30 protein-coding genes and 1 other annotated feature are annotated in these 24,723 nt (G+C 42.1%); of the genes, 23 read left to right on the top strand and 7 right to left on the bottom strand.

The features are described from left to right. Position 1: 1 nt before the first annotated feature. Positions 2-802, bottom strand: a complete 801-nt coding sequence (gene proB, locus ACWODM_RS04090; RefSeq protein WP_455320100.1) for a glutamate 5-kinase — start codon at positions 800-802, stop codon at positions 2-4. A 173-nt stretch (positions 803-975) separates the two neighbouring features. Between proB and ACWODM_RS04085 the strand changes: the two genes are divergently transcribed. The 5 genes from ACWODM_RS04085 (at position 976) to ACWODM_RS04065 (ending at position 5,270) form a co-directional block, all read left to right on the top strand. After that, a complete protein-coding gene (locus ACWODM_RS04085) occupies positions 976-1,455 on the top strand; it encodes an RNA polymerase sigma factor (protein WP_455320099.1) in 480 nt (159 codons plus the stop codon). Beyond that, the gene (locus ACWODM_RS04080; RefSeq protein WP_455320098.1) at positions 1,456-2,040 is read left to right on the top strand and encodes a zf-HC2 domain-containing protein; all 585 of its coding nucleotides are present in this window, start codon (positions 1,456-1,458) and stop codon (positions 2,038-2,040) included. Positions 2,041-2,182: 142 nt separating this feature from the next. Next, positions 2,183-2,686, top strand: coding sequence for a dUTP diphosphatase (locus tag ACWODM_RS04075; protein WP_455320097.1), 504 nt, complete (start codon positions 2,183-2,185; stop codon positions 2,684-2,686). Between the two features lie 21 nt (positions 2,687-2,707). Next, a complete protein-coding gene (gene radA / locus ACWODM_RS04070; RefSeq protein ID WP_455320096.1) occupies positions 2,708-4,078 on the top strand; it encodes a DNA repair protein RadA in 1,371 nt (456 codons plus the stop codon). Positions 4,079-4,157: 79 nt separating this feature from the next. Beyond that, positions 4,158-5,270, top strand: a complete 1,113-nt coding sequence (locus ACWODM_RS04065) for a PIN domain-containing protein (RefSeq protein WP_455320095.1) — start codon at positions 4,158-4,160, stop codon at positions 5,268-5,270. A 158-nt stretch (positions 5,271-5,428) separates the two neighbouring features. Here ACWODM_RS04065 and deoC read toward each other — a convergent pair whose 3' ends face one another. Together deoC and ACWODM_RS04055 are read right to left on the bottom strand one after the other, a co-directional pair. Beyond that, positions 5,429-6,142, bottom strand: a complete 714-nt coding sequence (gene deoC / locus ACWODM_RS04060) for a deoxyribose-phosphate aldolase (RefSeq protein WP_455320094.1) — start codon at positions 6,140-6,142, stop codon at positions 5,429-5,431. A 218-nt stretch (positions 6,143-6,360) separates the two neighbouring features. Further along, on the bottom strand, positions 6,361-7,824 hold the full coding sequence (locus tag ACWODM_RS04055; RefSeq protein WP_455320093.1) for a BglG family transcription antiterminator: 1,464 nt from the start codon (positions 7,822-7,824) through the stop codon (positions 6,361-6,363). A gap of 308 nt (positions 7,825-8,132) precedes the next feature. Here ACWODM_RS04055 and gltX point away from each other — a divergent pair, with 308 nt between their 5' ends. The 9 genes from gltX (at position 8,133) to ACWODM_RS04010 (ending at position 15,376) form a co-directional block, all read left to right on the top strand. Continuing rightward, positions 8,133-9,590: a glutamate--tRNA ligase gene (gltX, locus tag ACWODM_RS04050; RefSeq protein WP_455320092.1), complete on the top strand. Its 1,458-nt coding sequence runs from the start codon at positions 8,133-8,135 to the stop codon at positions 9,588-9,590. After that, positions 9,590-9,793 (top strand) — a binding site (T-box leader). (Overlaps the previous gene by 1 nt.) 68 nt (positions 9,794-9,861) lie before the next feature. Continuing rightward, a complete protein-coding gene (gene epsC / locus ACWODM_RS04045; RefSeq protein WP_455320091.1) occupies positions 9,862-10,416 on the top strand; it encodes a serine O-acetyltransferase EpsC in 555 nt (184 codons plus the stop codon). Further along, complete coding sequence (gene cysS, locus ACWODM_RS04040; protein ID WP_455320090.1) at positions 10,388-11,797, top strand: cysteine--tRNA ligase; 1,410 nt, start codon at positions 10,388-10,390, stop codon at positions 11,795-11,797. Before epsC ends, cysS begins: the two co-directional genes overlap by 29 nt. Beyond that, on the top strand, positions 11,794-12,195 hold the full coding sequence (locus ACWODM_RS04035; protein ID WP_455320089.1) for a Mini-ribonuclease 3: 402 nt from the start codon (positions 11,794-11,796) through the stop codon (positions 12,193-12,195). The genes cysS and ACWODM_RS04035 overlap by 4 nt, the downstream gene beginning before the upstream one ends. 10 nt (positions 12,196-12,205) lie before the next feature. Continuing rightward, complete coding sequence (gene rlmB, locus ACWODM_RS04030; RefSeq protein ID WP_455320088.1) at positions 12,206-13,057, top strand: 23S rRNA (guanosine(2251)-2'-O)-methyltransferase RlmB; 852 nt, start codon at positions 12,206-12,208, stop codon at positions 13,055-13,057. Further along, entirely contained in the window at positions 13,054-13,584 is a 531-nt protein-coding gene (locus ACWODM_RS04025; protein ID WP_455320087.1) for an NYN domain-containing protein, read from the top strand. The genes rlmB and ACWODM_RS04025 overlap by 4 nt, the downstream gene beginning before the upstream one ends. 110 nt (positions 13,585-13,694) lie before the next feature. Beyond that, a complete protein-coding gene (locus ACWODM_RS04020; RefSeq protein WP_455320086.1) occupies positions 13,695-14,264 on the top strand; it encodes a sigma factor in 570 nt (189 codons plus the stop codon). A 357-nt stretch (positions 14,265-14,621) separates the two neighbouring features. After that, a complete protein-coding gene (locus tag ACWODM_RS04015; RefSeq protein WP_455320085.1) occupies positions 14,622-14,867 on the top strand; it encodes a Veg family protein in 246 nt (81 codons plus the stop codon). Between the two features lie 59 nt (positions 14,868-14,926). After that, complete coding sequence (locus ACWODM_RS04010; protein ID WP_455320084.1) at positions 14,927-15,376, top strand: GNAT family N-acetyltransferase; 450 nt, start codon at positions 14,927-14,929, stop codon at positions 15,374-15,376. A 15-nt stretch (positions 15,377-15,391) separates the two neighbouring features. Here ACWODM_RS04010 and mscL read toward each other — a convergent pair whose 3' ends face one another. After that, positions 15,392-15,856, bottom strand: a complete 465-nt coding sequence (gene mscL / locus ACWODM_RS04005; RefSeq protein ID WP_455320083.1) for a large conductance mechanosensitive channel protein MscL — start codon at positions 15,854-15,856, stop codon at positions 15,392-15,394. 147 nt (positions 15,857-16,003) lie between these two features. Here mscL and yfmF point away from each other — a divergent pair, with 147 nt between their 5' ends. From yfmF to ACWODM_RS03960, 9 genes are all read left to right on the top strand, one after another. Next, positions 16,004-17,257: an EF-P 5-aminopentanol modification-associated protein YfmF gene (yfmF, locus tag ACWODM_RS04000; protein ID WP_455320122.1), complete on the top strand. Its 1,254-nt coding sequence runs from the start codon at positions 16,004-16,006 to the stop codon at positions 17,255-17,257. Between the two features lies 1 nt (position 17,258). After that, the gene (gene yfmH, locus ACWODM_RS03995; RefSeq protein ID WP_455320082.1) at positions 17,259-18,554 is read left to right on the top strand and encodes an EF-P 5-aminopentanol modification-associated protein YfmH; all 1,296 of its coding nucleotides are present in this window, start codon (positions 17,259-17,261) and stop codon (positions 18,552-18,554) included. Positions 18,555-18,654: 100 nt separating this feature from the next. Continuing rightward, positions 18,655-19,548: a RodZ domain-containing protein gene (locus ACWODM_RS03990; RefSeq protein ID WP_455320081.1), complete on the top strand. Its 894-nt coding sequence runs from the start codon at positions 18,655-18,657 to the stop codon at positions 19,546-19,548. Between the two features lie 29 nt (positions 19,549-19,577). Further along, positions 19,578-20,156 carry a CDP-diacylglycerol--glycerol-3-phosphate 3-phosphatidyltransferase gene (pgsA, locus tag ACWODM_RS03985; protein ID WP_455320080.1) on the top strand — a complete coding sequence of 193 codons (579 nt, stop codon included), beginning with the start codon at positions 19,578-19,580 and terminating at the stop codon, positions 20,154-20,156. Positions 20,157-20,235: 79 nt separating this feature from the next. Further along, positions 20,236-21,015, top strand: a complete 780-nt coding sequence (locus ACWODM_RS03980; protein WP_455320079.1) for a hypothetical protein — start codon at positions 20,236-20,238, stop codon at positions 21,013-21,015. 245 nt (positions 21,016-21,260) lie between these two features. Next, positions 21,261-21,401, top strand: a complete 141-nt coding sequence (locus tag ACWODM_RS03975) for a hypothetical protein (protein WP_455320078.1) — start codon at positions 21,261-21,263, stop codon at positions 21,399-21,401. 126 nt (positions 21,402-21,527) lie between these two features. After that, positions 21,528-22,205, top strand: coding sequence for a response regulator transcription factor (locus ACWODM_RS03970; protein WP_455320077.1), 678 nt, complete (start codon positions 21,528-21,530; stop codon positions 22,203-22,205). After that, the gene (locus tag ACWODM_RS03965) at positions 22,202-23,098 is read left to right on the top strand and encodes a sensor histidine kinase (RefSeq protein WP_455320076.1); all 897 of its coding nucleotides are present in this window, start codon (positions 22,202-22,204) and stop codon (positions 23,096-23,098) included. Before ACWODM_RS03970 ends, ACWODM_RS03965 begins: the two co-directional genes overlap by 4 nt. A gap of 3 nt (positions 23,099-23,101) precedes the next feature. Continuing rightward, positions 23,102-23,290 (top strand): hypothetical protein, encoded by a 189-nt coding sequence (locus ACWODM_RS03960; RefSeq protein ID WP_455320075.1) that lies wholly within the window; start codon positions 23,102-23,104, stop codon positions 23,288-23,290. A 182-nt stretch (positions 23,291-23,472) separates the two neighbouring features. Here the strand turns inward: ACWODM_RS03960 and ACWODM_RS03955 are convergent, their stop codons facing one another. The 3 genes from ACWODM_RS03955 to ACWODM_RS03945 all read right to left on the bottom strand — a co-directional run bounded on the left by ACWODM_RS03955 (position 23,473) and on the right by ACWODM_RS03945 (position 24,716). Then, positions 23,473-23,748: a type II toxin-antitoxin system RelE family toxin gene (locus ACWODM_RS03955; RefSeq protein WP_455320074.1), complete on the bottom strand. Its 276-nt coding sequence runs from the start codon at positions 23,746-23,748 to the stop codon at positions 23,473-23,475. Then, positions 23,745-23,990 (bottom strand): DUF6290 family protein, encoded by a 246-nt coding sequence (locus ACWODM_RS03950; RefSeq protein ID WP_455320073.1) that lies wholly within the window; start codon positions 23,988-23,990, stop codon positions 23,745-23,747. The genes ACWODM_RS03955 and ACWODM_RS03950 overlap by 4 nt, the downstream gene beginning before the upstream one ends. A 225-nt stretch (positions 23,991-24,215) precedes the next feature. Next, positions 24,216-24,716 (bottom strand): hypothetical protein, encoded by a 501-nt coding sequence (locus ACWODM_RS03945; RefSeq protein WP_455320072.1) that lies wholly within the window; start codon positions 24,714-24,716, stop codon positions 24,216-24,218. Between the last annotated feature and the right edge of the window lie 7 nt (positions 24,717-24,723).

Below are 24,723 nucleotides of genomic sequence, written 5' to 3'. Positions count from 1 at the left end.
TTCATTCCCCCTTAAAGAATGTTCCGATGTCCTTACCATCCAAAATATCCAGAATCACTTTCGGTCGTTTGCCATTGGCTAAAACCATGCCACTGTTATGATCTAAAACACGCTGAGCTGCTTTTAATTTACTATACATTCCGCCAGTTCCAAACTGACTGCCTTTGCCTCCTGCACGTGAGAACAGATCATCTGTTAATTCTGTCACTCGTGAATACAGTCGGGCATTTTTATTGGTGCTAGGGTTGTCTGAATAAAAGCCGTTGATATCTGACAGCATCACCAATAAGTCGGCGTTGGTCAACTGTAAAACGATGGCAGATAGCTGATCGTTGTCACCAAACTTGGTGAAGTGATCTAGTTCATCGACAGCGACCGTGTCGTTTTCGTTGATGATTGGGATAATATTCATTCGTAGTAGCTGCTCCAGTGTATTCATTACATTGGTGCGGCTTTCTGGAAAATCAGTCACGTCTCTTGTCAGCAGGACTTGTGCGGTCTGCTGACTATATGTGGCGAAGCGCTGATTGTAGATCGCCATCATCTGTGCTTGTCCGACAGCAGAGATCGCTTGCTGTTCGGGGATCGAAGCAGGACGGTTTCTGTAACCTAGTTTATTCATACCGATCCCGATTGCTCCTGAGGAAACCAGCAAGACTTCTTTGCCACGGTTTCTTAAATCAGTTAGTACAAACGCCAGCTCATCGATTCCTGCCAGATTGATATTGCCATTGGGATAGAGCAGAGAGCTTGTCCCGATTTTTATGACGATTCGTTTTGCGTCCTTTAATTTTTCTCGCATATGACACCTCTTTGTCGACACTTTTTTATAGTGCTTCTATTGTACTAGCAAAAAGTACTTTCGTCATGTAAATTCTTATAAAATTCTGAAAAATTAATGGCAAAATAAAAAAAGAAAGAAAAAATGTAACAAAATGGCTCTTTTTAGGATATATAGAGTAAGGGGGTGAGAAAGTGTCACGAGAAATGAAGCAATTGTATCAGCAGCATGCTCAAACGGTCTATCGTTATTTGTATAGTTTGTGTCATCAGCAGGAGCTAGCAGAAGAATTAACACAGGAAACTTTTTATCGGGCGTTGTATTCTATCGAGCGTTACGACGGAACTTGCAAGGTCAGTGTCTGGTTGTGTCAAATCGCCCGTCATATCTGGTATCAGTATGTGGACAAAAAGAAGAAATATCCTGCGGCAGAGTGGACAGATACTTTGGCAGACAAGGCCTTGTCTCCAGAAGAGCATTTGATCCAAGAGAATCAGCGAGATCTTTTGTATCAAAGGATTGCCCGTTTACAAACGCCGATGAAGGAAGTCGTTTTTCTGCGTGTTTCGGAAGAACTGAGTTTTGCCGACATCGGACGGATCTTAAACAAAAGTGAGAATTGGGCAAGGGTCACTTTCTACCGAGCCAAAACAAAATTAAAGGAGGGGCTGTAAATGTTAACGTGTCATATTGTCCAAGATTTGCTGCCAATGTATATTGAAGGACTGGTGAGTGAGGAGACAGCGAGGGATATCCAGCAGCATTTGGCAGGCTGTCCAGAATGTGAAGCCTACTATCAACAGCTGATCACACCTGTCCAGACAGAAACGGAGCTAGTCGAGGTACAAGAGATCGATTTTCTAAAAAAAGTCAGACAGCGTTTTACCAAGCGTCTGGCTGTGATCCTGTTGCTAGTGGGCTTGGTATTTTCGGGAGCTGCCTATCTGTATGCTGTTGGACAACCCTTACGCTCTGACGAAGTGGATGTCACCAGAAAAATAGCGGATGAGCAGCTGTTGTTAGATTTTTCCAAACCTAAAACTGGCTTTTTAAAAGTGACTTCCAAAGTGACCGTCAATGAAGACGGCTCCTATGTGGTGGAGCTTACACCAAAAAAATTGTTGAAAATGCCTTTTGATGATGTTGGAGAAGGCGGTTTTTCATGGGCTTGGGTCTTGAATACGGAACAGCAGGAAGAGCTGACCTTTGTGATCAAATTCAAAGACAGAGAGCTCGTTTTTGAGAAAGACGATTTTTAAGAAGGACCAAAACTTGCCGGAGGAATCCAGCAAGTTTTTTTGTTTGAGTAAGTTCTGAGTGGTTTTGAAAGAAAGGGAGGAAATTTTCAGCATTTTTGCGAATTTGTGGTAAAATAGACCTAATATTTATTGGAGGGCCATCATGAAAAAAAGAGGATTTGAACGCGTCACAAGTTTTGAAAAAAAAGAGATCAATTTGCCAGTACGGGCTACACACCATGCGGCAGGCTATGACTTCGAAGCCGCAGAAGATGTGGTAATACCAAGTATTTGGAAGCAACTTTTCTCTCGAACGATCCGTAGCGATCAAGCAGTTGAAAAGAAAATCAAACCGGTTCTTGTACCGACAGGGATCAAGGCGTATATGAGCGAAGATGAGTTTTTACAGTTGGCCAATCGCTCTAGCAATCCTTTGAAACGTTTTTTAGTCTTAAGTAACGGTGTTGGGGTGATTGATAGTGATTATTATAACAATGATGCCAACGAAGGACATATCATGTTCCAATTTACCAATTTTGGCTTGCGGGATGTGACGATCAAAAAAGGCGAACGCATTGGACAAGGGATTTTCCTACCATTTTTAAAAGCGGATCATGATGAATCGATTGGTGAACGAACAGGTGGATTCGGTTCATCGAATGAATAATAGATAAGGAGGTGGCCCCTAATGGCAAAAAAAGTAAAAACACATTTTGAATGTCAGCACTGTGGGTACATCTCCCCAAGATATTTAGGAAAATGTCCTCAGTGTAACAGCTGGAATTCCATGGTGGAAGAAAAGATTCAGGACACATCTGACCGCCGGATACGAACCAGCTTGACTGGACAAAAAATGAAACCAACCAAACTAGCGGACGTTGTTCCGAAGAAAGAGCCACGTGTCAAAACACAGCTAGATGAATTGAACCGGGTTTTAGGTGGCGGTGTCGTTCCAGGTTCGATGGTGCTGTTGGGGGGCGACCCGGGAATTGGGAAATCGACCTTGCTTTTGCAGGTGTCACAGCAGCTGGCAGCGACTGGCGGCAAGGTCTTGTATGTCTCAGGTGAAGAAAGTGCCGAACAGATCAAGATGCGTGCCCAGCGTTTGGGTGTTGTCGACAATGAATTTTATCTGTATGCCGAGACAGACATGCAGGATATCAGTCGTTCGATCGAAACTCTTTCTCCCGATTATGTGATCATCGATTCGATTCAAACCATGACGCAGCCGGACATCAGCAGTGTCGCGGGTAGTGTCAGTCAAGTGCGCGAAACGACGGCGGAACTGTTGAAGATCGCCAAAACTAACGGCATTGCGATTTTTATCGTTGGTCATGTCACCAAAGAAGGCTCGATCGCTGGACCGCGAATGCTGGAGCACATGGTTGACACCGTTCTTTATTTTGAAGGGGAACAGCACCAGAGCTTTCGGATTTTACGGGCAGTCAAAAACCGGTTTGGTTCTACGAATGAGATCGGGATTTTCGAGATGTTAGAAGGCGGTTTGCAAGAAGTCGCCAATCCATCACAAGTTTTTCTAGAAGAGCGTTTGGCAGGAGCCACTGGTTCGGCGATCGTGGTGGCGATGGAAGGTAGTCGACCGATTTTGGTAGAGATCCAGGCACTGGTCACACCGACGATGTTCGGCAATGCCAAACGGACAACGACGGGACTGGATTTTAATCGAGTCTCACTAATCATGGCTGTGCTGGAAAAACGCGCGGGTCTGTTGCTGCAAAACCAGGACGCTTATCTCAAAGCTGCTGGTGGTGTAAGATTAAATGAACCAGCAATCGATTTGGCGATCGCGATCAGTATCGCTTCCAGCTATCGTGAAAAAGGCACCGATGCGACGGAATGTTTTATTGGTGAGATCGGTCTGACCGGTGAAATTCGCCGGGTCAATGCGATCGAACAGCGTGTCAAAGAAGTTCAAAAACTAGGCTTCAAAAAAGTCTATCTCCCAAAAAATAATTTGGTCAACTGGGAACCACCCAAAGGCATCAAGGTCGTGGGTGTGGCAACCTTGGATGAAGCGTTAAAACGAGTATTTCGTTAAGAAAAAGGAAAGACAATAGATTAAAGACATTCAGTATGAGAGAATGAACCATACTGAATGTAGAATTGGAGGATGAAGTATGCAAAAACGTGTCATTACTGTTTTGATGGTACTTGCTGGAGCAAGCATCGGCGTTTCTTTACTGCCCCTTGCCTGGAATACCATCGGACAACAGAACAATGACTGGCTGAACAATACAGTAACCAACAGCGTAGTAGGTGCCCTTATTTTTTATTTATTTTCTTTGCTGGTGGCAAGCTATGTTTCAGCTGGTATTCAAAAAATCGAAAAGAAATTGAGTGAGTTCAGTCTCACCTATTTATTATTTGGAGCAATCGGAACGATCATCGGTCTGATGATCGGCGTGATCGTCTCTATCCCACTTTATAATTGGCAGGTCCCGTTTATCAACAGTGTGGCACCGATTTTAGTGATGGTTCTGTTAGGTTATTTAGGCTTGCAGATCGGAACCACACGGATTGAAGAATGGAAGAAAATCTTTACATCCAAAAATAAAAAGACCGAGCCGCAAACCGAACAGCAAATGCTGGAACGTAAAGTCGAGGACCGCTTCCATAAGTACAAGATCTTAGATACCAGCGTGATTATCGATGGTCGGATCTATGATATTGCCAAAACTGGCTTTTTAGAAGGTGTTCTGTTGATCCCGAACTTTGTCTTGTATGAATTGCAATACATCGCTGATTCAGGGGACAGCCTGAAGCGAGTACGGGGACGTCGGGGCTTGGATATCTTGAATTCTTTGCAAAAAGAAGAAGGTATTACCGTTGAGATGTATGATGGTGATTTTGAAGATATCTCTGAAGTCGACAGCAAATTGCTGAAGCTAGCAAAATTGTTGGATGGTGTCGTTGTGACCAATGACTACAACTTGAACAAGGTTGCGGAATTCCAAAATGTCCCAGTTCTGAATATCAATGCGTTGGCTAATGCCGTCAAACCAGTCGTTATCCCTGGAGAAACGATGGAAGTTCTTGTCGTTAAAGCTGGGACTGAGCGTCAACAGGGTGTCGCCTATCTGGATGATGGAACCATGGTCGTTGTGGAAGATGGTCAGCATTACATGAACGAACGCATCAAAGTCGTCGTGACGAGTGCCTTGCAAACCGCTGCAGGACGAATGATCTTTGCGAAGCCAGCTCATTCAGGTCGCGGAATCGACAGTAAATAAATGAACAGACATAAAAAGATCCAAACCTAAGCAAGATAGGTTTGGATCTTTTTCGATTATTCCATGAAATAGTAGCCAAAATTCTTTGAGATCCGAGGAAAGGTGTACAGAGCGTGTGTTCCTTTCAAATGTTATTAGCAGAAGAGGGAAGTCAATTGTCAGGAAACCTCTAAGGTGTTTTTTTCTGCAATCAGTAATTCATTTTTTAGTTCATCAATGATCGCGATGCCCGCACTGGTACCGATTCGTTCAGCACCTGCTGCTAGCATTTTTTTGAAAGTTTCTGCGTCTCGGATGCCGCCGGCCGCTTTGACTTTCACCTGATCGCCAACATGCTGCTTCATCAAACGGACATCTTCGATCGTTGCTCCCGACAGACCAAAGCCCGTCGAAGTTTTAATAAAGTCCGGCTGTACTAGCTTAGCAATCTCGCAGAGCTTGATCTTTTCCTCGTCTGTTAAATAGCAATTTTCAAAAATCACCTTGGAAGTGACCTCATTTTGACGGCAAACAGCAACGATCTCCGCCATTTCTTGATGGAGATAGCTCCAGTTTTGGTCTTTGACAGCTGTCAGATTAATGACGTAGTCGATCTCAGTCGCCCCATTTTTGATGGCATCTGCTGTTTCGAATATTTTTGACTCGATACTGGTTTGACCCAGTGGAAAGCTGATGGCTGCGCCTATGCCAATGTCTGTGTTCGCTAGTAATTGCTGACATTTACTGGTTTGTACTTGGTTGATCGCCACCATTTTGAAGTGATAGCTGTGGGCTTCCTGGCAGAGAAGCTCCATATCCTTTTCAGAAGCTGTGGGATGCAGATTTGTATGGTCGATCAAGCGTGCCAACTGATCTAAAGTATAGCTAGTCATGTCCTTTCCTCCGTTCTTTTTAGATATATTATAACACTGCTGCCGCTAAAAAGGGGAGGTTGTCATGATAGAGGAAAGAGGAACGAGAAGGAGGGGAGAAAATGACCATATGCCCTATTGAGTCCTGTCAATTATTTTGAAATAGACAGACAAAAAATGGAGGAAAAGCAAATCATTTACGTTGCTTTTTTCCTCCATTTTATTTTTGTTGATGACACCTACTCCTCATTTCCGATCATTGTTTTCAATCGAATTACAAATTCCTCGAAACTGTCTGAATGTGCTAACTGTCTTACATTGATAGGATCGGAAACAACTTCAATAAATGTTTCAAAAAAATCGCTGAAATCCTTAGAATCTGTTTGAGAAATAGCAACTAAAGCAACTAAATTTACGGAGTATCCGTCCCACTTCAAATAATCTTGTAGGGTCAGTATTGAGATCCCACTTTTGTTTGCATTCTGCTCAATAAAATGAGGGACGGCAATTCCTGAAGGAAAACTTGTAGAAGATAACTCTTCCTTTTTTTCCATTTTAATTTCAAAACTTTGATCTATCACATCGTATTTCACCATTTGTTCAACCATTTTTTTACGAATACTTTTTGGTGTATTTGTCGATGAAGCAAATTGATTAAAATATAGATGTTCTACAATGAAGGAATCTATCAGATCAAACATCCGTTTACGCCAGATACTTTTTTTCTTTAAACGAATCCGTTTTTCAATTAGTTCAATGTCTTTTCTGGTCAAGATAGGATGTACATAGATCGCTCCAGACATTTCTGCTGCTCTTTCGCGGGTAGTGAGATAGACATCATAGTCCTCTACAGCCGTCTTTTTAGAATCAAAAAGTTGTACACTAATATTTTCATTTAGTTGTTTTTTTAATTTTTGAGTAATGACTTCTTCGATATTGTAGTATCGATCGATCTCTACAACAAGTTTAACTTCTGGTCCGTCATCTTTACAGCTTTCTAGGTAAACACCTATATGCAAGGCAATGAAAGAAATTTCATCATCATTGAACCAAATAGACAACTTATCCTGAATCAACATCGAAATATAAACAGCAATATCATATACCAATGGATAAGCTGTTTTAATATCTAATAAGCCCGTATTTCTTGTATATCGTTCGTATTGCGAACGATCATACAAGCTTTGAAGATGGATAGCTAATTTGTTAAATAGTTTGGGTGTCTGTAAATCAATCAAATACATTTTTTTGACTTTATCTAAACTTTCTTGTAAAGCGGTAATGATTTTATCTTCTACAAAACTAGACAACTCATTTTCATTTGTATTTGTGAGGTATTCGTTTTGTAATCCTACAAATAACAACGATAACTGCTGAATTTCCATCGTTGTAAATTCGATGTGATACTCTTTTCTCAGTAATTCAGTAATTTCTTGTGTCAGATAGTATTCTGCTGAATCTTGTTCTAGTCGATAACCTGTTGTAAAATCTAGTACATTTCCTTGACGGATTCTCTCAATACTAATGGCAAAGTGAAGCACAATATTATTCATAGAGTAATCGGTAATTTTAATGCCTTGCTTTTTCAAAATAGTTTGAATGACTGCTTCTAGTTTCTCTAAAGAGATTTCTCCAATCATGTCTTGCATATGACGTTTTAATTTTTCTTGATAGTCTCCCTCTGCGTACAAAAGAGAAATCATATACCTTCGTTTTTCACGTTCAGAGCCCTCTAAATTTGCTACGTCATTTCTAATAGTTAGCTGTAAATTTTTGTTACTTATTTCCTTTTTTAGTGATTGGATAGTATTTTACACAGGATTATGGACTTGACTGAGCATTATTTACATAAGTTCTAGGTTTTGTCAGTGAATTTGGGAAAAAAGTAGATTCTCCTAGCCATTGGCTTTACTAATCGCCATATTAAATGTACAATTCTAGCTATACAGCAATTTCATTTCAGAGGAAATAAATAAGTGGAAATTGCATTTGAAAGAAGAGGAAGATGACAATGACAAAAGTACGTGTACGTTACGCACCAAGTCCAACAGGGCATTTACACATTGGCAATGCGCGAACAGCATTATTCAACTATTTATTTGCGCGTCACAATGACGGAGAATTTATTATTCGTATTGAAGACACTGACCAAAAACGCAACATTGAAGGCGGCGAAAAAAGCCAGCTGGAAAATTTGAAATGGTTAGGCATGGACTGGGATGAATCACCGGCAAATCCAGGTGATTACGGACCTTACCGTCAGTCAGAACGTAAAGAAATCTATCAACCACTGATCGATCAGCTTTTGGCTAGCAACCGTGCTTACAAATGCTATTGTACAGAAGAAGAACTGGAAGCCGAACGTGAAGCGCAGCGTGCTCGTGGGGAGATCCCTCGCTACAGCGGAAAATGTGCGAACCTGACAGCGGAAGAACAACAGGAAAAAGAAGCGGCGGGCATTACTCCCGTGATTCGTTTCCGTGTCCCACGCAATGTAGAATACCGCTTTGATGATATGGTCAAAGGCGAAATCGTCTTTGAATCAGACAACGTGGGTGGTGACTTTGTCATTCAAAAACGTGATGGTATGCCAACCTATAACTTTGCGGTAGCAGTTGATGATCATGAGATGAAAATCAGCCATGTCCTACGTGGAGATGATCACATTGCCAACACGCCAAAACAAATGATGATTTATGAAGCATTTGGTTGGAAAGTGCCACAATTTGGACATATGACCTTAATTATCAACTCCGAAACAGGGAAAAAACTAAGCAAGCGGGATGAAACGATCCTACAGTTTATTGAACAGTATCGTGAACTAGGTTACTTACCAGAATCAATGTTCAACTTTATCGCGTTACTTGGTTGGTCACCGGTGGGAGAAGACGAATTGTTCACACCATCTGAGATCATTGAGATGTTTGATGTGGATCGTTTGAGCAAGTCACCCGCAGCTTTTGATGCGAAAAAGCTGGAATGGATCAACAATCACTACATGAAACAGCTGGATTTGGATGTTTTGACAGAAATGTGCTTGCCTTATCTTGTAGAAAAAGGTTTAATGGAAGAAAATCCAACGACCGAACGTTTGAACTGGTTCAGAAAAGTAGTTAGCCTGTATCAACCACAAATGAGCTATGCTGCAGAAATCGTGGATGTTTCTAGCTTGTTCTTCAATGAACATCCTACCTTGGATGATGCCGCTAAAGAAGTCCTAGCTGGTGAAACTGTACCGACTGTACTGGCAGCATTCAAAGCACAGCTAGAAGCAATGGATGTCGTGGATGCACCGACTGTCAAGGCAGCGATCAAGGCTGTTCAAAAAGAAACAGGCATCAAAGGTAAGAACCTATTCATGCCGATCCGTGTGGCTGTCTCAGGGCAAACCCATGGACCAGAGTTGCCAGATACGATCGAATTATTAGGCAAAGAAAAAGCATTGGCACATTTGAATCAAGTATTATAAAAAACACGAAGAACAGACGAAGTACAAAGCTCCTTTTTTAAAGAGAGATTGCGGGTGGTGGAAGCAATCAAAAAGGAATTGGAAATGCATCTGGGAGTGGCTCTGACGAAAATCAGAGACGGCAATGCACGTTACGCGAATCTGAGGCAGACAGAGCATCAGTCTGTAAATAAAAGTGGAACCACGCCCAAAGCGTCTTTTAGATAGGGAAACCTATTTGAAAGGCGCTTTCTTACGTAATGAAAAAAACAAATAAAGAAGGTGAACAAACATGAGTTGGTTGAAGCGCGCGGTAGAAGCGACGAAAAGAAATGATCCAGCTGCTAGATCGACAGCGGAAGTCTTACTGACCTATCCGGGGATCCATGCCTTATTTTGGCATCGCATCTCTCATTTCCTCTATCAGCATCAGTGGTATTTACTGGCAAAAATGAATGCTCAATTTTGGCGATTCATTACGGGAATCGAAATTCATCCAGGAGCAAAAATCGGACAAGGTGTTTTTATCGATCATGGCATGGGCTTAGTGATCGGAGAAACAGCGGAAGTGGAAGATGACGTGATCCTGCATCACAATGTTACGCTAGGCGGAACTGGTAAACACAAGACCAAACGCCATCCAACGGTCAAAAAAGGCGCGTTGATCTCAGCTCATGTTCAGATCCTAGGGCCTGTCACGATCGGCGAGCGAGCAAAAATTGGCGCAGGAGCGGTGGTTTTGCATGATATTCCTGCTGATACGACAGCAGTCGGAGTGCCAGCTAAGGTGGTACGCTGGAAGGGAGAGAAAATTAAAGATGATCAAGATCTACAACACATTAAATAGAACCAAAGAAGAATTTCATCCGTTAGAAGAAGGCAAGGTAAAAATGTATGTCTGCGGTCCGACGGTCTACAACTACATCCACATTGGTAATGGCCGTAGTACGGTTTCCTTTGATACGATTCGTCGCTATTTAGAATTTCGTGGCTATGAGGTCAACTATGTTTCAAACTTTACTGACGTCGATGACAAGATTATTCGTGCAGCCAAGGAACTAGAAATTACTGCACCTGAAGTAGCTGATCGTTTTATCCAAGCCTTTGAGGAAGATACTCAAGCCTTAAATGTGAAGCCGGCGTGCTCGCATCCACGGGTCATGGACCATATCGATGATATCATCGACTTTATTCAAGTGCTGATCGACAAAGAATATGCCTATGCAGCAGAAGGTGATGTTTATTACCGCACACGCAAATTTGCCACCTACGGAAAACTAAGTGATCAATCGATTGATGAACTGGAAGTTGGTGCTAGCCAGCGAACAGGACAGGAACAGCAGATCAAAGAAGACCCGTTGGATTTTGCCTTGTGGAAATCTGCGAAGCCAGAAGAAATCTCTTGGGATTCACCTTGGGGCAAAGGACGCCCGGGCTGGCATATCGAGTGCTCGGTCATGGCAACGAAATTACTAGGGGATACGATCGATATTCATGGTGGTGGTCAGGATTTGGAGTTTCCGCATCATGAGAATGAAATCGCCCAAAGCGAAGCCAAAACAGGAAAAACCTTTGCCAACTATTGGATGCACAATGGCTATGTCACGATCGGTGAAGACGATGAAAAGATGAGTAAATCCCTAGGTAATTTTGTGACCGTTCATGAAATGGTGAAACAAATGGATCCACAGGTGTTGCGTTTCTTTATGGCAACGACGCAATATCGTCGCCCGATCCGTTACAGTGAGAAGACTTTGAAGGAAGCGGCAACGAATCTGCAGCGCCTACGCAATGCCTATGAAAATGCTGGCTTTCGTTTAGCAGATGCCAAAGAGTCCCTAGGTGATGACCAAGGGAAACAGGCGGAATTACAGGTGCTAGTCGATCGTTTTACCGAAGAAATGGACGATGACTTCAATACGGCTAATGGGATCACGGTGATCTATGAACTAGCGAAATGGCTCAATACTTACAGCGAACAAGCCGATGTTTCACGTGCGGTTTTAGAAAAAGCCCGTGCGAATTTTAGTCAGTTGCTAGAAATTTTTGGGGTCGTTTTCCAAGAAGAATTGCTAGATGATGACGTGGACGCTTTGATTGCGGAACGCAATCAAGCACGGAAGGAAAAGAATTTTGCCCGCAGCGATGAGATTCGCGATTTGTTGAAGGAACAAGGGATTGTTTTGGAAGACACACCGCAGGGAACACGATGGAGACGAGAAGCATGAGAGATTACCGACAATTGAATGGTTTAGCGCTAGCTTACGTTGGTGATGCGATCTATGAAGTATATATTCGCGACTATCTGGTTTCTCAGGGACAAACGCGTCCGAATCAGCTGCATCGGATGGCGACCCATTTTGTTTCAGCGAAAGCCCAAGCATCACTGGTTCAGGCGATGTTGGAAGCGGCGATCTTGACTGAGGAAGAAGAAAATTTTTATCGTCGTGGTCGCAACAGCAAGAGTCACACAAGTGCCAAGAATGCGGACATCACCACTTACCGGATTTCTACTGGATTTGAAGCGCTGATGGGTTATCTTCATTTGACTGAGCAAAAAGAACGGCTGGAAGAGCTGATCCAGTGGTGTATTGATCAGGTTGTGACAGAAATGAAAGAAAAGTAAGGTGAAAAAAATGAGAGAACGTTACGGAAACGATCAAAAGAAGCGCAAACCGCGCGTGAACGATAGAACAAAAGACAACCGTCGACAAAAAACACCTCGGGAAGACAAAGCGAATGTTCGCACACAAGAGGAGATCGAAGAGAACTTTGTTTTTGGTCATCATGCGGTCATGGAAGCCCTGAAGCAAGGTCGCGGCAATAAGCTGTTTGCTTCTGAAGATGCTCGAGGAGAAAAAATCGATGAACTGAAGGTGTTGGCAAGTGAACTGTCTGTTCCGATCAAGTGGGTTCCTAAGCAAAAACTGGATACAATGAGTAATCAGGGAGTTCATCAGGGCTTGATCTTGGCGATCACCCCTTATGAATATTTGACCTTATCTGAGCTGCTTGATCAAAGCAAGGAAAATCCGTTTTATTTGCTCTTGGACAATTTGGAAGATCCTCATAATTTTGGGTCGATTTTAAGAACCGCAGATGCTAGTGGTGTAGATGGCGTGATCATTCCGAAGCATCGGGCAGTCGGGATCACTCCCGTCGTTGTCAAAACATCAACAGGAGCAGTTGAACATGTCCCCGTAGCTCGAGTGACGAATTTGAATCAGGCGATCAAGGAATTGAAAGCCAAGGGATTTTGGATTTTCGGAACGGATATGGAAGGAACGACGTATTCAAAATGGAATGCGCAAGGTTCGATCGCCTTAATCATTGGGAACGAAGGTCGTGGGATGAGCGAAGGCTTGAAAAAAGAAGTCGATGAAATGCTGACGATTCCGATGACTGGCCATGTTCAGAGTCTGAATGCTTCGGTAGCTGCGGGACTATTGATGTATGAAGCCTTTCGTCAAAGAGGCGTAGACCGATGAAATCACAGTTGTTGATCGTAGATGGTTACAACATGATAGGCGCCTGGCCTGAACTGGTTCTGCTAAAAAAACAAGACCGTATGGAAGATGCCAGAGAAGCCTTGCTACAGCGTTTGTCTAACTATGCAAAATATGAAGGGCTCCGAGTCATTGTGGTCTTTGATGCCCAGCTAGTTCCTGGCATCACACAAAACTACACGAAATATCAATTAGAAGTCGTTTTTACTGAAGAAGGAGAAACGGCAGACAGCTATATTGAACGAGTGGCTGGAGAATTGAATGATCGCTTGACGCAAGTCACTGTAGCCACCAGTGATTTGGCAGAACAGTGGGTCGTCTTTTCACAGGGTGCCTTGCGAACCTCTGCTAGAGAGTTGTACAAAATGCTAGAAAAAACAGAAAAAACGATTCATCGACATCAAGAAGACATTCAATTTACAAGTTTCCGTCGCAATTCGCCTTGGGACGACAACCAGTTGAGTGCTTTGCAGCAGAAGCTGAAAGAATTGAGTAAAAAGAAAAAATAAGCGCGACAAGCCTCTCAACCAAAAGAACCAAAATCGGTTAGTTCAATGAGAGTATTTGACTGAAAAGAATGGTACGCTTCTTTCATCAGAGGATGGAAGGAGCGTTTTTTATGGAACCAGATTTGTTACAGGCAGCGAAAAAAGGAGACGATGAAGCTTTGCGTCAGCTATTTGATCGCTATCGTCCGTTAGTATACAGTATCAGAAATAAGTATTTTTTGCGGGATTTCGATGATCAGGATTGGCTACAAGAAGGTTTGATCACCTTTCATGATTGTATTCAAGTGTTTGAAGCAGGTTTTGGGACTACATTAGGCGCTTTGTTCAAACGTTCTTTTGAGAATCGAATTCGCAGCTTAGTCAGAAAAGAATGTGCCTACAAAAGAAGAAGTACACAGCAGGCTGTTTCTCTTGAGCAGCAAATGGCACAGGAAGGATCTGAATTTCTTGCAGAAACAGGATTGGGTCTCAGTCCGTTGGATCAGATCCTGATCCAGGAAACATTTGAAGAGTGCCAGCAACTCTTATCTTCTTTGGAGAAAGAAGCCTTTGTGATCTATGGGTTAGGCAATGCTGTTTCACCGAGCTCTTCAGAGGGGAGTATGCAACGTGCCTATGATCGGTCAAGGAGAAAAATAAGAGCCCATCTTCGCAAGAGAAGACAAGAAAATATGGATTGAACAACGAGCAGACCGTGTCAATCTAGACTTTTTGTGAATAGCCAATCATTGGTTCTATCTTATAGTGGTTTTTGTATAGCAATCCTTCGCGGAGAGAAAATCTGCTCTTGTGGATCATGAAATCAGCTTCAAATAGTCGTTTACCTAGGCTTTTTAACAGGCTCACATTGTTCCACGGCTGACTTCAAGCAAGACTTTCTTGCAGTGTAGCGTTGCTATGTGAAACAACCGTGATTTATGACGATTATTTGGCTTTTTCCAGAGGTCCTCACAACAAAGGATTGAAAAGGGTTTAAATTTATGGTATACTTGAAATTTTCAGGAAATTGTGGTATAATAATCTTTGAGGTGAACGTGATGCCAACAACTTTAGCAACGATTAAAAAAGACTTAGAAGGTCGTATCGGCAGTGAGATCATGCTTGTTGCTCAGACTGGAAGAAAACGCCAAACAGAACGCAAAGGAATTTTAACAGAAACCTATCCATCTGTCTTCGTAGTGGATTTGGATCCTGAAGAAAACTCTTTTGAACGTGTGTCTTACAGCTATTCAGATATTTTGACAAAAACAGTTGAAATCGAATTTCTGTCTGAGGCGGTCTAATAAGAAAACAGAAGAAGGAGCTTAGCTGAGGCGAGCTCTTTTTTAGTGGAGGAAAACAGATGGAACGAAAGAAAAAAGACTTTTCATCCTTGACTTTGTCAGAATATCATCGTCTCATGACGTTGCGTGTGGCAGTTTTTGTGGTGGAGCAAAACTGTCCCTATCAAGAAATCGATGAGATCGATCCGACCGCTGTTCATTTTTGGCTGGAAGAAGACGAAAAAATTCTTGCCTATGCGAGGATCTATCAAACGAATGACCTTATTCACTTTGGTCGGGTACTCGTGGCTCCAGAAGCGCGTCGCCAGAAATTAGGTACACGCTTGGTGCAAGAGGTCGTTGACTGGATCGAAGAAGAGTACCCAGGACAAACGATCGAGATCGGTGCCCAAGCCCATCTCCAAAACTTCTATGGTCAGTTTGGTTTTCAAACTTGTTCAGAAGAATACTTGGAAGACGATATCCCGCATATAGATATGAAAAAAGAAAGCTCGTCTCCTAAACAATAGGATGAGAGCCTTCTTTTATTTTTCTTCTGATTCTTCTGTTGAGTCAGTGATCTCAACTTCGATTGGTAGACCAGACTGCAAGCGCAGCAAGTCGCGAATCTCAGCCAAATAATCTTCAGCAGTGATTTCTTCGGGTTCTTCTTCCTCTTCCGTCTTATGGAAAGACTGCATTCTGTTGATTGCTCGAACGACTAGGAACAAAACAAATCCGGTAATTAGGAACGTAATAATTGCACTAACGACACTACCAAAATCAAACAAAACGCCATTGAAGCGAACGGATAAGACGCTCAAGGAATCTTCCAGATCTCTTCCATTCGTAAACAAACTAACGACTAAGGCGATCAGTGGTGTGATTAGACCATCAACGACTTGTGTAACGATTGCAGTGAAGGCACTACCGATCACAACCCCGACAGCCAAATCGACCACATTCCCTGTCATAATAAATTCCTTGAATTCTGAAAACATTTTTTTCATGATTTTCACCTCCATTATGAAGATTAGTATAGCGAATCCAAGGCTATTTTTGAAATGATAACACTCTGATTCAACGAATTTTCTGCAAGCGAGGGTCTATGTTATACTAAATAAGAATGACAAGCAGCATGAAGGAGACAAAAAGTGATGCAACTACAACCAGGTATTCGATTGACTGTGATCCCAACGGAAAAATATAAAACAATTCGTATTTTTATCCGCTTTTCTGCAAAACACAGTGAAAAAACTGCTACGAAGCGCACCTTATTAACTAGTTTATTAGAAACTAATAGTTTACATTACCCAAAACAAACCGATATCAGCAGCCAATTAGCCGAGCTTTACGGGGCGACCTTTGGACTGAGTGTCGGTAAAAAAGGAAACGTGCATCAAGTCAACGTACTGATGTCACTGGTCAATGGCAAATACATTGGCAATCCAGATGTTTTGTCTGAAGGGATCGACTTTTTAAAAGAGATTCTGTTTTATCCAAATATCAAAGATGGTCACTTTGACAAAGAAACTTTTACTTTGGAAAAAGATAATTTAGCCGCTTATTTGAAGAGTCTGCAAGAAGACAAGCAAACCTTGGCTTCTTTACGTTTACAGGAGCTTTATTTTAGTGAGAGTTCGGATCAAAAAGTCCCAAGTTTTGGCTCAGTGGAGGATCTGGAAAAGGTCACTTCTGAAGAGCTGGTGCAAACGTATCAGGAGATGCTGGCACAAGACGAGATCGACATTTTTGTCGTGGGTGATATCGAAGAAGCTGATGTGCTAGCCGCATTTACTGACTGGACCTTCCCAGAGACTGATCGTCTGCATCCAGAGATCTTTTACCATCAGCCGGCGATCATCGATGTAAAAGAAGAAGTCCTGCGAGAAGCAGTCACACAAGCCAAACTGAATATGGCCTTTCAAACATCGATCTATTACGGTGATCAACGACGTTTTGCTTTGATGCTGTTCAATGGCTTGTTCGGTGGATTTCCGCATTCAAAATTGTTTTTGAATGTCCGTGAAAAAGAAAGTCTGGCCTATTATGCATCCAGCAGTGTCGATACCTTCCGTGGCTTTGTTTCTGTACAGACGGGAATCGACGGCAGCAACCGAGCCCGTGTTCTACAGCTAGTAGAAGAGCAGCTAAACAGTCTGCGTCAAGGAGTATTTACCGAGGAAGAGATCGCTCAAACCAAAGCGATGCTACGGAATCAGTATTTGCTGTCCTTGGACAATCCTCAAGCATTGATCGAGACAGCCTATTTGAATCAGTGGCTTCCAGAGACACAGCTGACAGAATCAGAATTTTTGGCGAACCTGATGAAGGTCACAAAAGAGGAAATCCAAGAAGTAGCTCAGGATATCCATTTACAGGCAATTTTTGTTTTGGACGGTGAGGAATAGTATGGAAAAAAAAGTATACGAACAATTAAATGAAACCTTGTATAAAGAAGTTCTTCCTAATGGACTAAGAGTCTTTGTTCTTCCTAAAAAAGACTTCCATAAAACCTATGGACTGTTCAGTACCAACTATGGTTCGATCGACAATGAATTTGGCTACGGGAACGAATTGACCCGTGTACCAGATGGGATCGCCCATTTTCTAGAACACAAAATGTTTGAAAAAGAAGACGGCGATGTCTTTCAGTTATTTGGTAAGCAAGGGGCTTCCGCCAATGCCTTCACGAGCTTTACTAAAACCAGTTATCTTTTTTCAGCGACAGACAATATCAAAGAAAATCTGCAAACACTGATCGATTTTGTTCAGGATCCTTATTTTACTGAGGAGACTGTTGAAAAAGAAAAAGGGATCATTGGACAAGAGATCCAAATGTACGACGACGATCCAAACTGGCGCCAATTTTTTGGAATTTTAAAAAATATGTATCCAAAGCATCCGCTACATATCGACATTGCAGGAACGATCGAAAGTATCGCAGAAATCACCGCTGAAAATCTGTACCATTGCTATCATACCTTTTACCATCCTAGCAACATGACTCTGTTTGTCGTAGGGAATGTGGAGCCAGAAGATCTGATCGAATTTGTAAGCCAAAATCAGGCGCAAAAAGAGTTTGCCGAGATTCAGACGATCCATCGACATTTTCCCGAAGAAAGCATCGAAGATATCGTTCCTTTCAGCCGAATGGAAATGCCTGTCAACCGAACCAAGGTCGTATTGGGGATCAAAGGAGCTCAGGATAATTTGCCAACGGATGCCTATGAACTGTTGCGCTTTCGTACCGCATTGAATCTTTTGTTCCAGCTATTACTGGGCAATACGAGTGAAAACTACCTGCGTTTGTATAACGAAGGAGTGATTGACGATACCTTTGGCTTTGAATTCTCGCTGGACCGTAGCTTCCATTTTGCTGATTTCTCAGGAGATTCGCAAACGCCGGATGTGTTTGCCAAAGCGATCGAAGAAATTTTGTTGGACTTTGCACAGGATCCAGAAGTGAAGGAAGAAAATCTGACCCTTTTGAAGAAAAAAATGCTGGGTAAGTACTTCCAGTCCTTGAATTCACTGGAATTTATCGCCAATCAATTTACACAGGATTTGTTTGGAGAATTGACCTTGTTCGATGTACCAGAGATCATTCAATCGATCGAGATCCAAGATGTTTTACAAGCCGGAGAGCGTTTCATCCAACAAGAAGCCTTCAGTCGTTTTTATTTGGAGCCACTAAAAGAGAAATAAGTTTAAAAAATGTTTGAGACTGTCAAAGGTTTGTCCTCAAATACCTTTATTTATGGTATTCTAAGATATATTGATTTTACAGACTGGAGAAGATGGACGAGTGGGCAATGAGATAATTATTGGAGATCGACTACGGCAAGCCCGATTAAATAAAAATATTAGTATAGATGAATTACAAAAGATAACCAAAATCCAAAAACGTTACCTGGAAGCAATCGAAGCAGGAGAATTCGATCGACTACCGGGAGAGTATTATGTGCGTTCTTTTTTAAGAGAATATGCGGCAGTGGTAGGAGAAAATGGTGATTTTCTCGTAGCAGTCTTTGATGAGGAGGCAACGTTTGGCGAAGATTTACCTAAGCGTCCTCAGCCTGAGACAGTCGAGGGTTCTAGAAAAGCGATGCATGTGGAAGAAGCCCGTAAAAAAAGATTGATCGACTATGTTCCGATGATGCTGTTGGGCTTGATCGCTTTGACCATTATCGGTATCGTTGGCTATATGACTTGGCAGGATCGCCAAGCAGCACCGATCATCGGCAATACTACGCCGGCATCGATCATCATCAATGAGTCTTCAACCAGCTCCTCTGAAGAAGTATCAACAGAGACTAGCTCTTCAACAGAAGAAACCAGCACCACTGAATCGGAAGAAGAGACCGAGATGGCGATCGAACGAATCACATCGACGCAGCGAGTGGCTGAGTATACTGTTTCTGATGCAGAGAATCCTGTGGTGATCACGTTGAAGGGCAAAAACGATCGTTGCTGGGTAGGAATCACAGCAGATGGTAGTGGCTATTTGTTCCAGCAAACACTGGAAGCCACAGACGAAGAAACAATTACCTTACCTGAAGGTGCTACAAACGTGGAGCTTTCTTTAGGAATGAGTGCCAATATAGAGATTGAGATCAACGGGGAAACACTAGAATTTGATGATCCGCAGTTTGAGCTGCTGCAAAAAAATCTTCGTTTGACGATTTCTTATCAGGAATAAGCAAACAATAGGAGAAAAGGAGACAAAGTGTGAATTTACCAAATAAACTAACCGTTTTAAGAATATTGATGATCCCGGTATTTATTCTTATTTTAGCCGTACCTTTTGACTGGGGAAGTCTCTCCGTTGGGTCAACAGAGCTGTTGTATACCCACTTGATTGCAGCGATCATCTTTGCTGTGGCGAGTATCACGGACTGGCTGGATGGGAAAATCGCCCGTGACCGCGGGTTGGTGACGAATTTCGGCAAATTTGCTGATCCACTGGCTGACAAGATGCTCGTGATGACCGCGTTTATTATGCTGGTTGAACTAGGCAAAGCACCAGCTTGGATTGTAGCGGTGATCGTTTGTCGCGAACTAGCGGTAACCGGTTTGCGTCTGTTGCTAGTCGAAGGCGGCGAAGTGATGGCGGCAGCATGGCCAGGAAAAGTCAAAACAGCAACACAAATGCTGGCGATTATTTTCTTACTGACCAACAACATCCCATTCAATCTGCTAGGACTGCCAGTTGATCAAATTCTGTTGTATATTTGCTTGGCGGCGACTGTGTATTCGGGAGTCGATTATTTTGCCAAAAATACAGCAGTGTTCAAAGGTTCAATGTAGTTAAAAACAAAAGAAGGATTGCTTTCAAGAGCGCCTTCTTTTTTTTATCTATGAATAAAGAAGAAGATGGGGGAAAACGATGTCTCAAAAATTAAAAAATCAGTGGAAAGCAGGAGTGATGTTTCTTGCAGGACTTTTCTTTTTATTGATCTATTCTGAATATCATCCAGAAACACGTACCCTTTTGGCGCTACCTGTCGTGTTGACTATCCTGTTGTTTTTGATAGGAATGGACTATTACATGGACGGTGAGGATCAACGGCGTCAGTTATTCGATCGCAAAGATTATTTGCTTGTTTGGTCATCCGGTAGCGTGCTCATGTTGGTGACGCTATTTGCTGCCGATTATTCGGACAGTCTTCCCAGAGAGAGCTTGGTCATTGCCTTACCTGCGCTAGGGCTTATGTTGGCGCTATTTGGCTTCATGATTTTTAAAGCAGCCAGAAAAGAAGCTCAAGAGGTTACCGGCACCCATCCCATGCCTCCAAAACTGCGTGCACGTGTCCGGAGTGTCTTGATCCAGCTGACCGTTATTCTGATTCTATGTGTCCTAGCTTTTCATCAGCGAGAGGATTTGATTTTTAAACAGCATGTCGGAATGATCAATGTGATGTTTATGGCTTGTATGCTCTACTTTTGGGAAGCAGAGAAAAGTGGTCGGCTTCGAGCAAAGGATCAATGGTGGGCTTGGGCTGTTTATTTAGGCTTGATGTTGTTCTTGTTGATAGATATCGATAGTCTACTGATGGGTTCCTACTATTCACTATTCGCGATTGGTTCTACGATGCTCTTGTCCTTTGTTCTGGGAGGATATTTCTATTTAGAGGATAGACGAAGCTCAGTGAAAGATAAGAAATAAGTAGGAATGACTGTTGCCTTGAGGTGATGGTCATTTTTTGTTGGTCATCACAGCCAACATCATTTCGTTATTTTGCAAGAAAATAAAGAACCCAAATTGTCCCATCTCTCAAAAAATGGTAGGATAAAAATATAGGATAGATTCAGCAAATAATGAAGGGAGAAAGAGACCGGGGAGCTATTTTTGACAGAAGAGCTCAAATTTTTTCATGGATAGTCTTTCTAGGGCTCCTGGTCTGGACCTTTGTGAATAGAAATCAGTCGACGATCCACCCAACAACGATCGATGTAAAGGTGGCGGCTTTTACCATCCTGTTGCTTTCAGGCTTGTCTATCTATTATTTCGTGATCGGAGTGATCCGAACAAAGGCAAGCGTCCAGGAATAGTCTATTGTTTCAAAAAAATCCATACAGAAAGCTTAGCAGGGATCGGATTTGCTGAGCTTTTTTGCTCTGGCAATTTCAAATTGAATAGTATATGCTTAGAAAAAAGCGAGAGGAAAGAAATGACGTATGTCGAATATACTAATCATTGAAGATCATAATGAGATCAATCAAATATTAACCGATCTGCTCAAAGAGGAACATCAGATCTTCTCGGCATTTTCAGGAACAGAAGGACTGTTGGTTTTTGAAAAAGAAACGATCGATCTAGTCCTGTTAGATATTATGCTGCCGGGAAAAAGTGGGGATCAGGTACTGACAGAGATTCGCCAAAGTAGCCAAGTACCAATCATTATTTTGACCGCTTTGAGTGAAAAGAAACGAATCAGCGAATATCTCTTAAATGGTGCCAATGACTATATTACGAAACCTTTTGATTTAGAAGAAGTCTACGCAAGGGTTCTCGTCCAGTTGCGGACAGTGCAGCCAAAACAGGAAACGAGATTGGCTCACAAGAAGATCGTGCTGGATTTGACTGATTTTACACTGCGGAGTGCACAAAAAGAGGTTCGTTTAGGCAGAAAAGAGTTTGAACTGTTTAAACTCCTACTGGAAAATCCCAAACAAATTTTTACGAAGGAACAATTGTATGAACGGGTTTGGCAAGAGCTGTATATTCCCAGTGACAACACACTGAACACGCAGCTGAGTAATCTGCGAAAGAAAATCGCGCAGCTAGACAGTGAAAATGAGTATGTGGAAACGATCTGGGGCTTAGGAGTTCGTTTGGCAGGAGGGAATCAATGATGAAAGGACTGCTTGTCACCTTATTGTTGCTCCTACTGTTCGTCAGCTATCGTCATTTTTTATTACTGAATCGAATCAAAAAGTTGAATCGAGACATTGCAGAAAAAAAGCGCAAGGAAACATCCTTGCTTTTGACGACTTCGATCCAAAACAAAGAGCTGGAAAAACTGATCGCGCAGATCAACGAGCTATTTAATGATTTACAGGAAATCAAGAATCTCAGCATCAAGGAAAAACAGCTGTTGGATATAGCGATCCATAATATCACTCATGATATTCGGACGCCGTTGACGGTTGCCAGCGGGTTTACCCAGCAGCTTTTGCGTCAGGAAAACGATCCGCTTTTACAAAATATCCGTAGCAATCTTCAGCTTGTCTCCCAGCGTTTGGAGGTCTTGTTAGAATATCAAAACTTGATCGAGGGTTCCGTCCAACCGGAACTTCAGCCACTTTCTTTTTCACAACGAATCAAAGAAACACTCTTGAATTACTATGAAGCGTTGACCGAGAAAAATTTTAAAGTCACGACAGCACTGGAGGAGCCACTGACGGTTTTAGGTGATCCAGATATTATGGAGCGAATCCTGCAAAATATTTTCAGCAATGTACTGAAGCATGGCAAAGAAAGCTTGTCAGTCAACTTGACATCAGAGAATAAATACGCTATTTTGACGGTCACCAACACTTGCCAACAACCAATTGAAAATATTGAAAAGCTCACGACTCGTTTTTATTCAGAGAATCTTTCAGAGACGGAAGAATCTTCCGGATTGGGTCTGTACATCACCAAAGAGCTGGTTGAGTTGCTGAACGGCTTATTGACAATAGAAACCGTAGATCAGCGGTTTGCGTTGTCAGTCTATCTTCCAAAAAACAAGGAGGTCGAGGAGTAAACAATGAAAAGCTCGGATCTTGTTTTTTATCTGTTGCTGATTGCTTCTCTTGGCTTGGCTGTTTGGGATTATTTTTTTGCTGAACAGCTGACGTCGGATCAATTGGCATTTTTTCTACCGATCAGAGCGCTGGTCTCGCTACTTTTTGTAGGAATGTTAGCTGTTCGCGTGTTTCTTAAGCGGAAAAAGTAAAACTCACACATTGTTGAGTGATAGACTGTAGACAAAGTCCAAGTCCGATATCAAGCTAGTTATGCTTGTAAAAGTGGTCTTTATTTTGTTGCGAATTTCAAAAAAATAGATTGAGAATCTCTTAAACAAAGATTCTCAATCTATTTGTCTATCGTCTGTATCTTTTTGAATCAAGAGATTTTTTAGCGTTTTGTTTTATAAATTTGTGATCTGTGACCAACATTGATACAAAGTATAACTAAATCATTGTCTAAAATATCAGCAATAATCCGATAGTTACCTACTCTATATCTCCAAAATCCTGATTTTCCAGCAGTTAAACCCTTCCCAAAACTTCGAGGATTTTCACAACCGACTAAGTTTTTCTCGATATAATTCATGATTTTTTCAGCTTGTGGTCTGTCCATTTTTTTAATTGCTTTTATAAAAGTTTGATCATACGCAACTTTAAAACTCATAGTCCTAGTTCCGCCTTTAACTCCTCATGACTAACAGTATCTTTACGATAATCGGGCCGGTTCGTAATTTCTAGGTAACTAGCATAGTCTTGTTGTTCTTCCAGCTTATCAAGAACAATGTCTCTAATATAATTGTACACGTCTTTTCCTTCAGCAGTCGCTTGTCCAGTGATAAAACCTTTGTCTGACTCTGATAAATCAAAAGCATCTAAAATGTCATTCATTCTAGTATCTGACGTCATCGTTAATAGCCTCCTTTTAACGGTTTAATCTAAGCCAATTATATTACACTCTCTTGAATATTGGTAGTTAAGACTTTTTTAAAATGAACGATCAGCTTGCATGGATGAATGGCTTCCTGACGATGGAGGCGAAGGAACAAACCTTTGCTGTGTCAGTCTACTTTCTGCAAACGAAAGAAGCAAATGAAAAATAGTCGAGGGATCGAGAGTGATCCTTCGACTATTTTATTGAGGTGTGCCTGCAAAAATAACTGTCTCTTCTGGCGAAAAAAGATGTTCGTAATCGCAGATATAAGCTCGTAGCCACAGATGTCCCTCGATTTTTCTCAAATAAAAGCCCTTGGGAAAGCTGACTTCTTCGTCAAGGATTTCTGAAAGAACGGTGACCGCATCATCAGGGGTGTGATGTTTCTTTTCCATCCCGAAGCTGTTCGTCTGTTCATATTCAGTCAGTCTTAGGAAGGGCGCAGTCTCTACAGGGCAAAGGTGTAATCCTATCTGCTGGCCACGGGAAATGATTCCCAGCAGATTGATTCCTTCTGTGATCCCCAGCTCTGATAACCGAAGCTCAGTCAGTTCAATCGTTGTTTCTTCTTTTGAAATCTGAAACAATTTGCTCTGAAGCAGACTTTCAGCTAGAGGATTGAGGGCAATTCCCTGTTGGTCCAGTGTCTGGATCAGCGCGGTTTTTGATTTTCCACCGATCGTTAATTGGATCGTTTTCATCGAATCC

This window comes from Enterococcus olivae, from assembly GCF_053760925.1.
The sequence above is the reverse complement of the archived record's forward strand: the minus strand, read 5'-3'. Positions and strand labels throughout refer to the sequence as shown.

Bases quoted from the DNA above. Each gene is read 5' to 3' on its own strand.
- ACWODM_RS04010 (WP_455320084.1), top strand. From the start codon at position 14,927: ATGGAACGAAAGAAAAAAGACTTTTCATCCTTGACTTTGTCAGAATAT.
- gltX (WP_455320092.1), top strand. From the start codon at position 8,133: ATGACAAAAGTACGTGTACGTTACGCACCAAGTCCAACAGGGCATTTA.
- ACWODM_RS03960 (WP_455320075.1), top strand. From the start codon at position 23,102: ATGAAAAGCTCGGATCTTGTTTTTTATCTGTTGCTGATTGCTTCTCTT.
- ACWODM_RS04065 (WP_455320095.1), top strand. From the start codon at position 4,158: ATGCAAAAACGTGTCATTACTGTTTTGATGGTACTTGCTGGAGCAAGC.
- ACWODM_RS04035 (WP_455320089.1), top strand. From the start codon at position 11,794: ATGAGAGATTACCGACAATTGAATGGTTTAGCGCTAGCTTACGTTGGT.
- ACWODM_RS03945 (WP_455320072.1), bottom strand. From the start codon at position 24,716: ATGAAAACGATCCAATTAACGATCGGTGGAAAATCAAAAACCGCGCTG.
- ACWODM_RS04020 (WP_455320086.1), top strand. From the start codon at position 13,695: ATGGAACCAGATTTGTTACAGGCAGCGAAAAAAGGAGACGATGAAGCT.
- ACWODM_RS03970 (WP_455320077.1), top strand. From the start codon at position 21,528: ATGTCGAATATACTAATCATTGAAGATCATAATGAGATCAATCAAATA.
- ACWODM_RS03980 (WP_455320079.1), top strand. From the start codon at position 20,236: ATGTCTCAAAAATTAAAAAATCAGTGGAAAGCAGGAGTGATGTTTCTT.
- ACWODM_RS04015 (WP_455320085.1), top strand. From the start codon at position 14,622: ATGCCAACAACTTTAGCAACGATTAAAAAAGACTTAGAAGGTCGTATC.
- ACWODM_RS04025 (WP_455320087.1), top strand. From the start codon at position 13,054: ATGAAATCACAGTTGTTGATCGTAGATGGTTACAACATGATAGGCGCC.
- mscL (WP_455320083.1), bottom strand. From the start codon at position 15,856: ATGAAAAAAATGTTTTCAGAATTCAAGGAATTTATTATGACAGGGAAT.
- deoC (WP_455320094.1), bottom strand. From the start codon at position 6,142: ATGACTAGCTATACTTTAGATCAGTTGGCACGCTTGATCGACCATACA.
- radA (WP_455320096.1), top strand. From the start codon at position 2,708: ATGGCAAAAAAAGTAAAAACACATTTTGAATGTCAGCACTGTGGGTAC.
- ACWODM_RS03950 (WP_455320073.1), bottom strand. From the start codon at position 23,990: ATGACGTCAGATACTAGAATGAATGACATTTTAGATGCTTTTGATTTA.
- rlmB (WP_455320088.1), top strand. From the start codon at position 12,206: ATGAGAGAACGTTACGGAAACGATCAAAAGAAGCGCAAACCGCGCGTG.
- ACWODM_RS03955 (WP_455320074.1), bottom strand. From the start codon at position 23,748: ATGAGTTTTAAAGTTGCGTATGATCAAACTTTTATAAAAGCAATTAAA.
- ACWODM_RS04080 (WP_455320098.1), top strand. From the start codon at position 1,456: ATGTTAACGTGTCATATTGTCCAAGATTTGCTGCCAATGTATATTGAA.
- ACWODM_RS04075 (WP_455320097.1), top strand. From the start codon at position 2,183: ATGAAAAAAAGAGGATTTGAACGCGTCACAAGTTTTGAAAAAAAAGAG.
- yfmH (WP_455320082.1), top strand. From the start codon at position 17,259: ATGGAAAAAAAAGTATACGAACAATTAAATGAAACCTTGTATAAAGAA.
- yfmF (WP_455320122.1), top strand. From the start codon at position 16,004: ATGCAACTACAACCAGGTATTCGATTGACTGTGATCCCAACGGAAAAA.
- ACWODM_RS04055 (WP_455320093.1), bottom strand. From the start codon at position 7,824: ATGATTTCTCTTTTGTACGCAGAGGGAGACTATCAAGAAAAATTAAAA.
- epsC (WP_455320091.1), top strand. From the start codon at position 9,862: ATGAGTTGGTTGAAGCGCGCGGTAGAAGCGACGAAAAGAAATGATCCA.
- ACWODM_RS03965 (WP_455320076.1), top strand. From the start codon at position 22,202: ATGATGAAAGGACTGCTTGTCACCTTATTGTTGCTCCTACTGTTCGTC.
- cysS (WP_455320090.1), top strand. From the start codon at position 10,388: ATGATCAAGATCTACAACACATTAAATAGAACCAAAGAAGAATTTCAT.
- proB (WP_455320100.1), bottom strand. From the start codon at position 802: ATGCGAGAAAAATTAAAGGACGCAAAACGAATCGTCATAAAAATCGGG.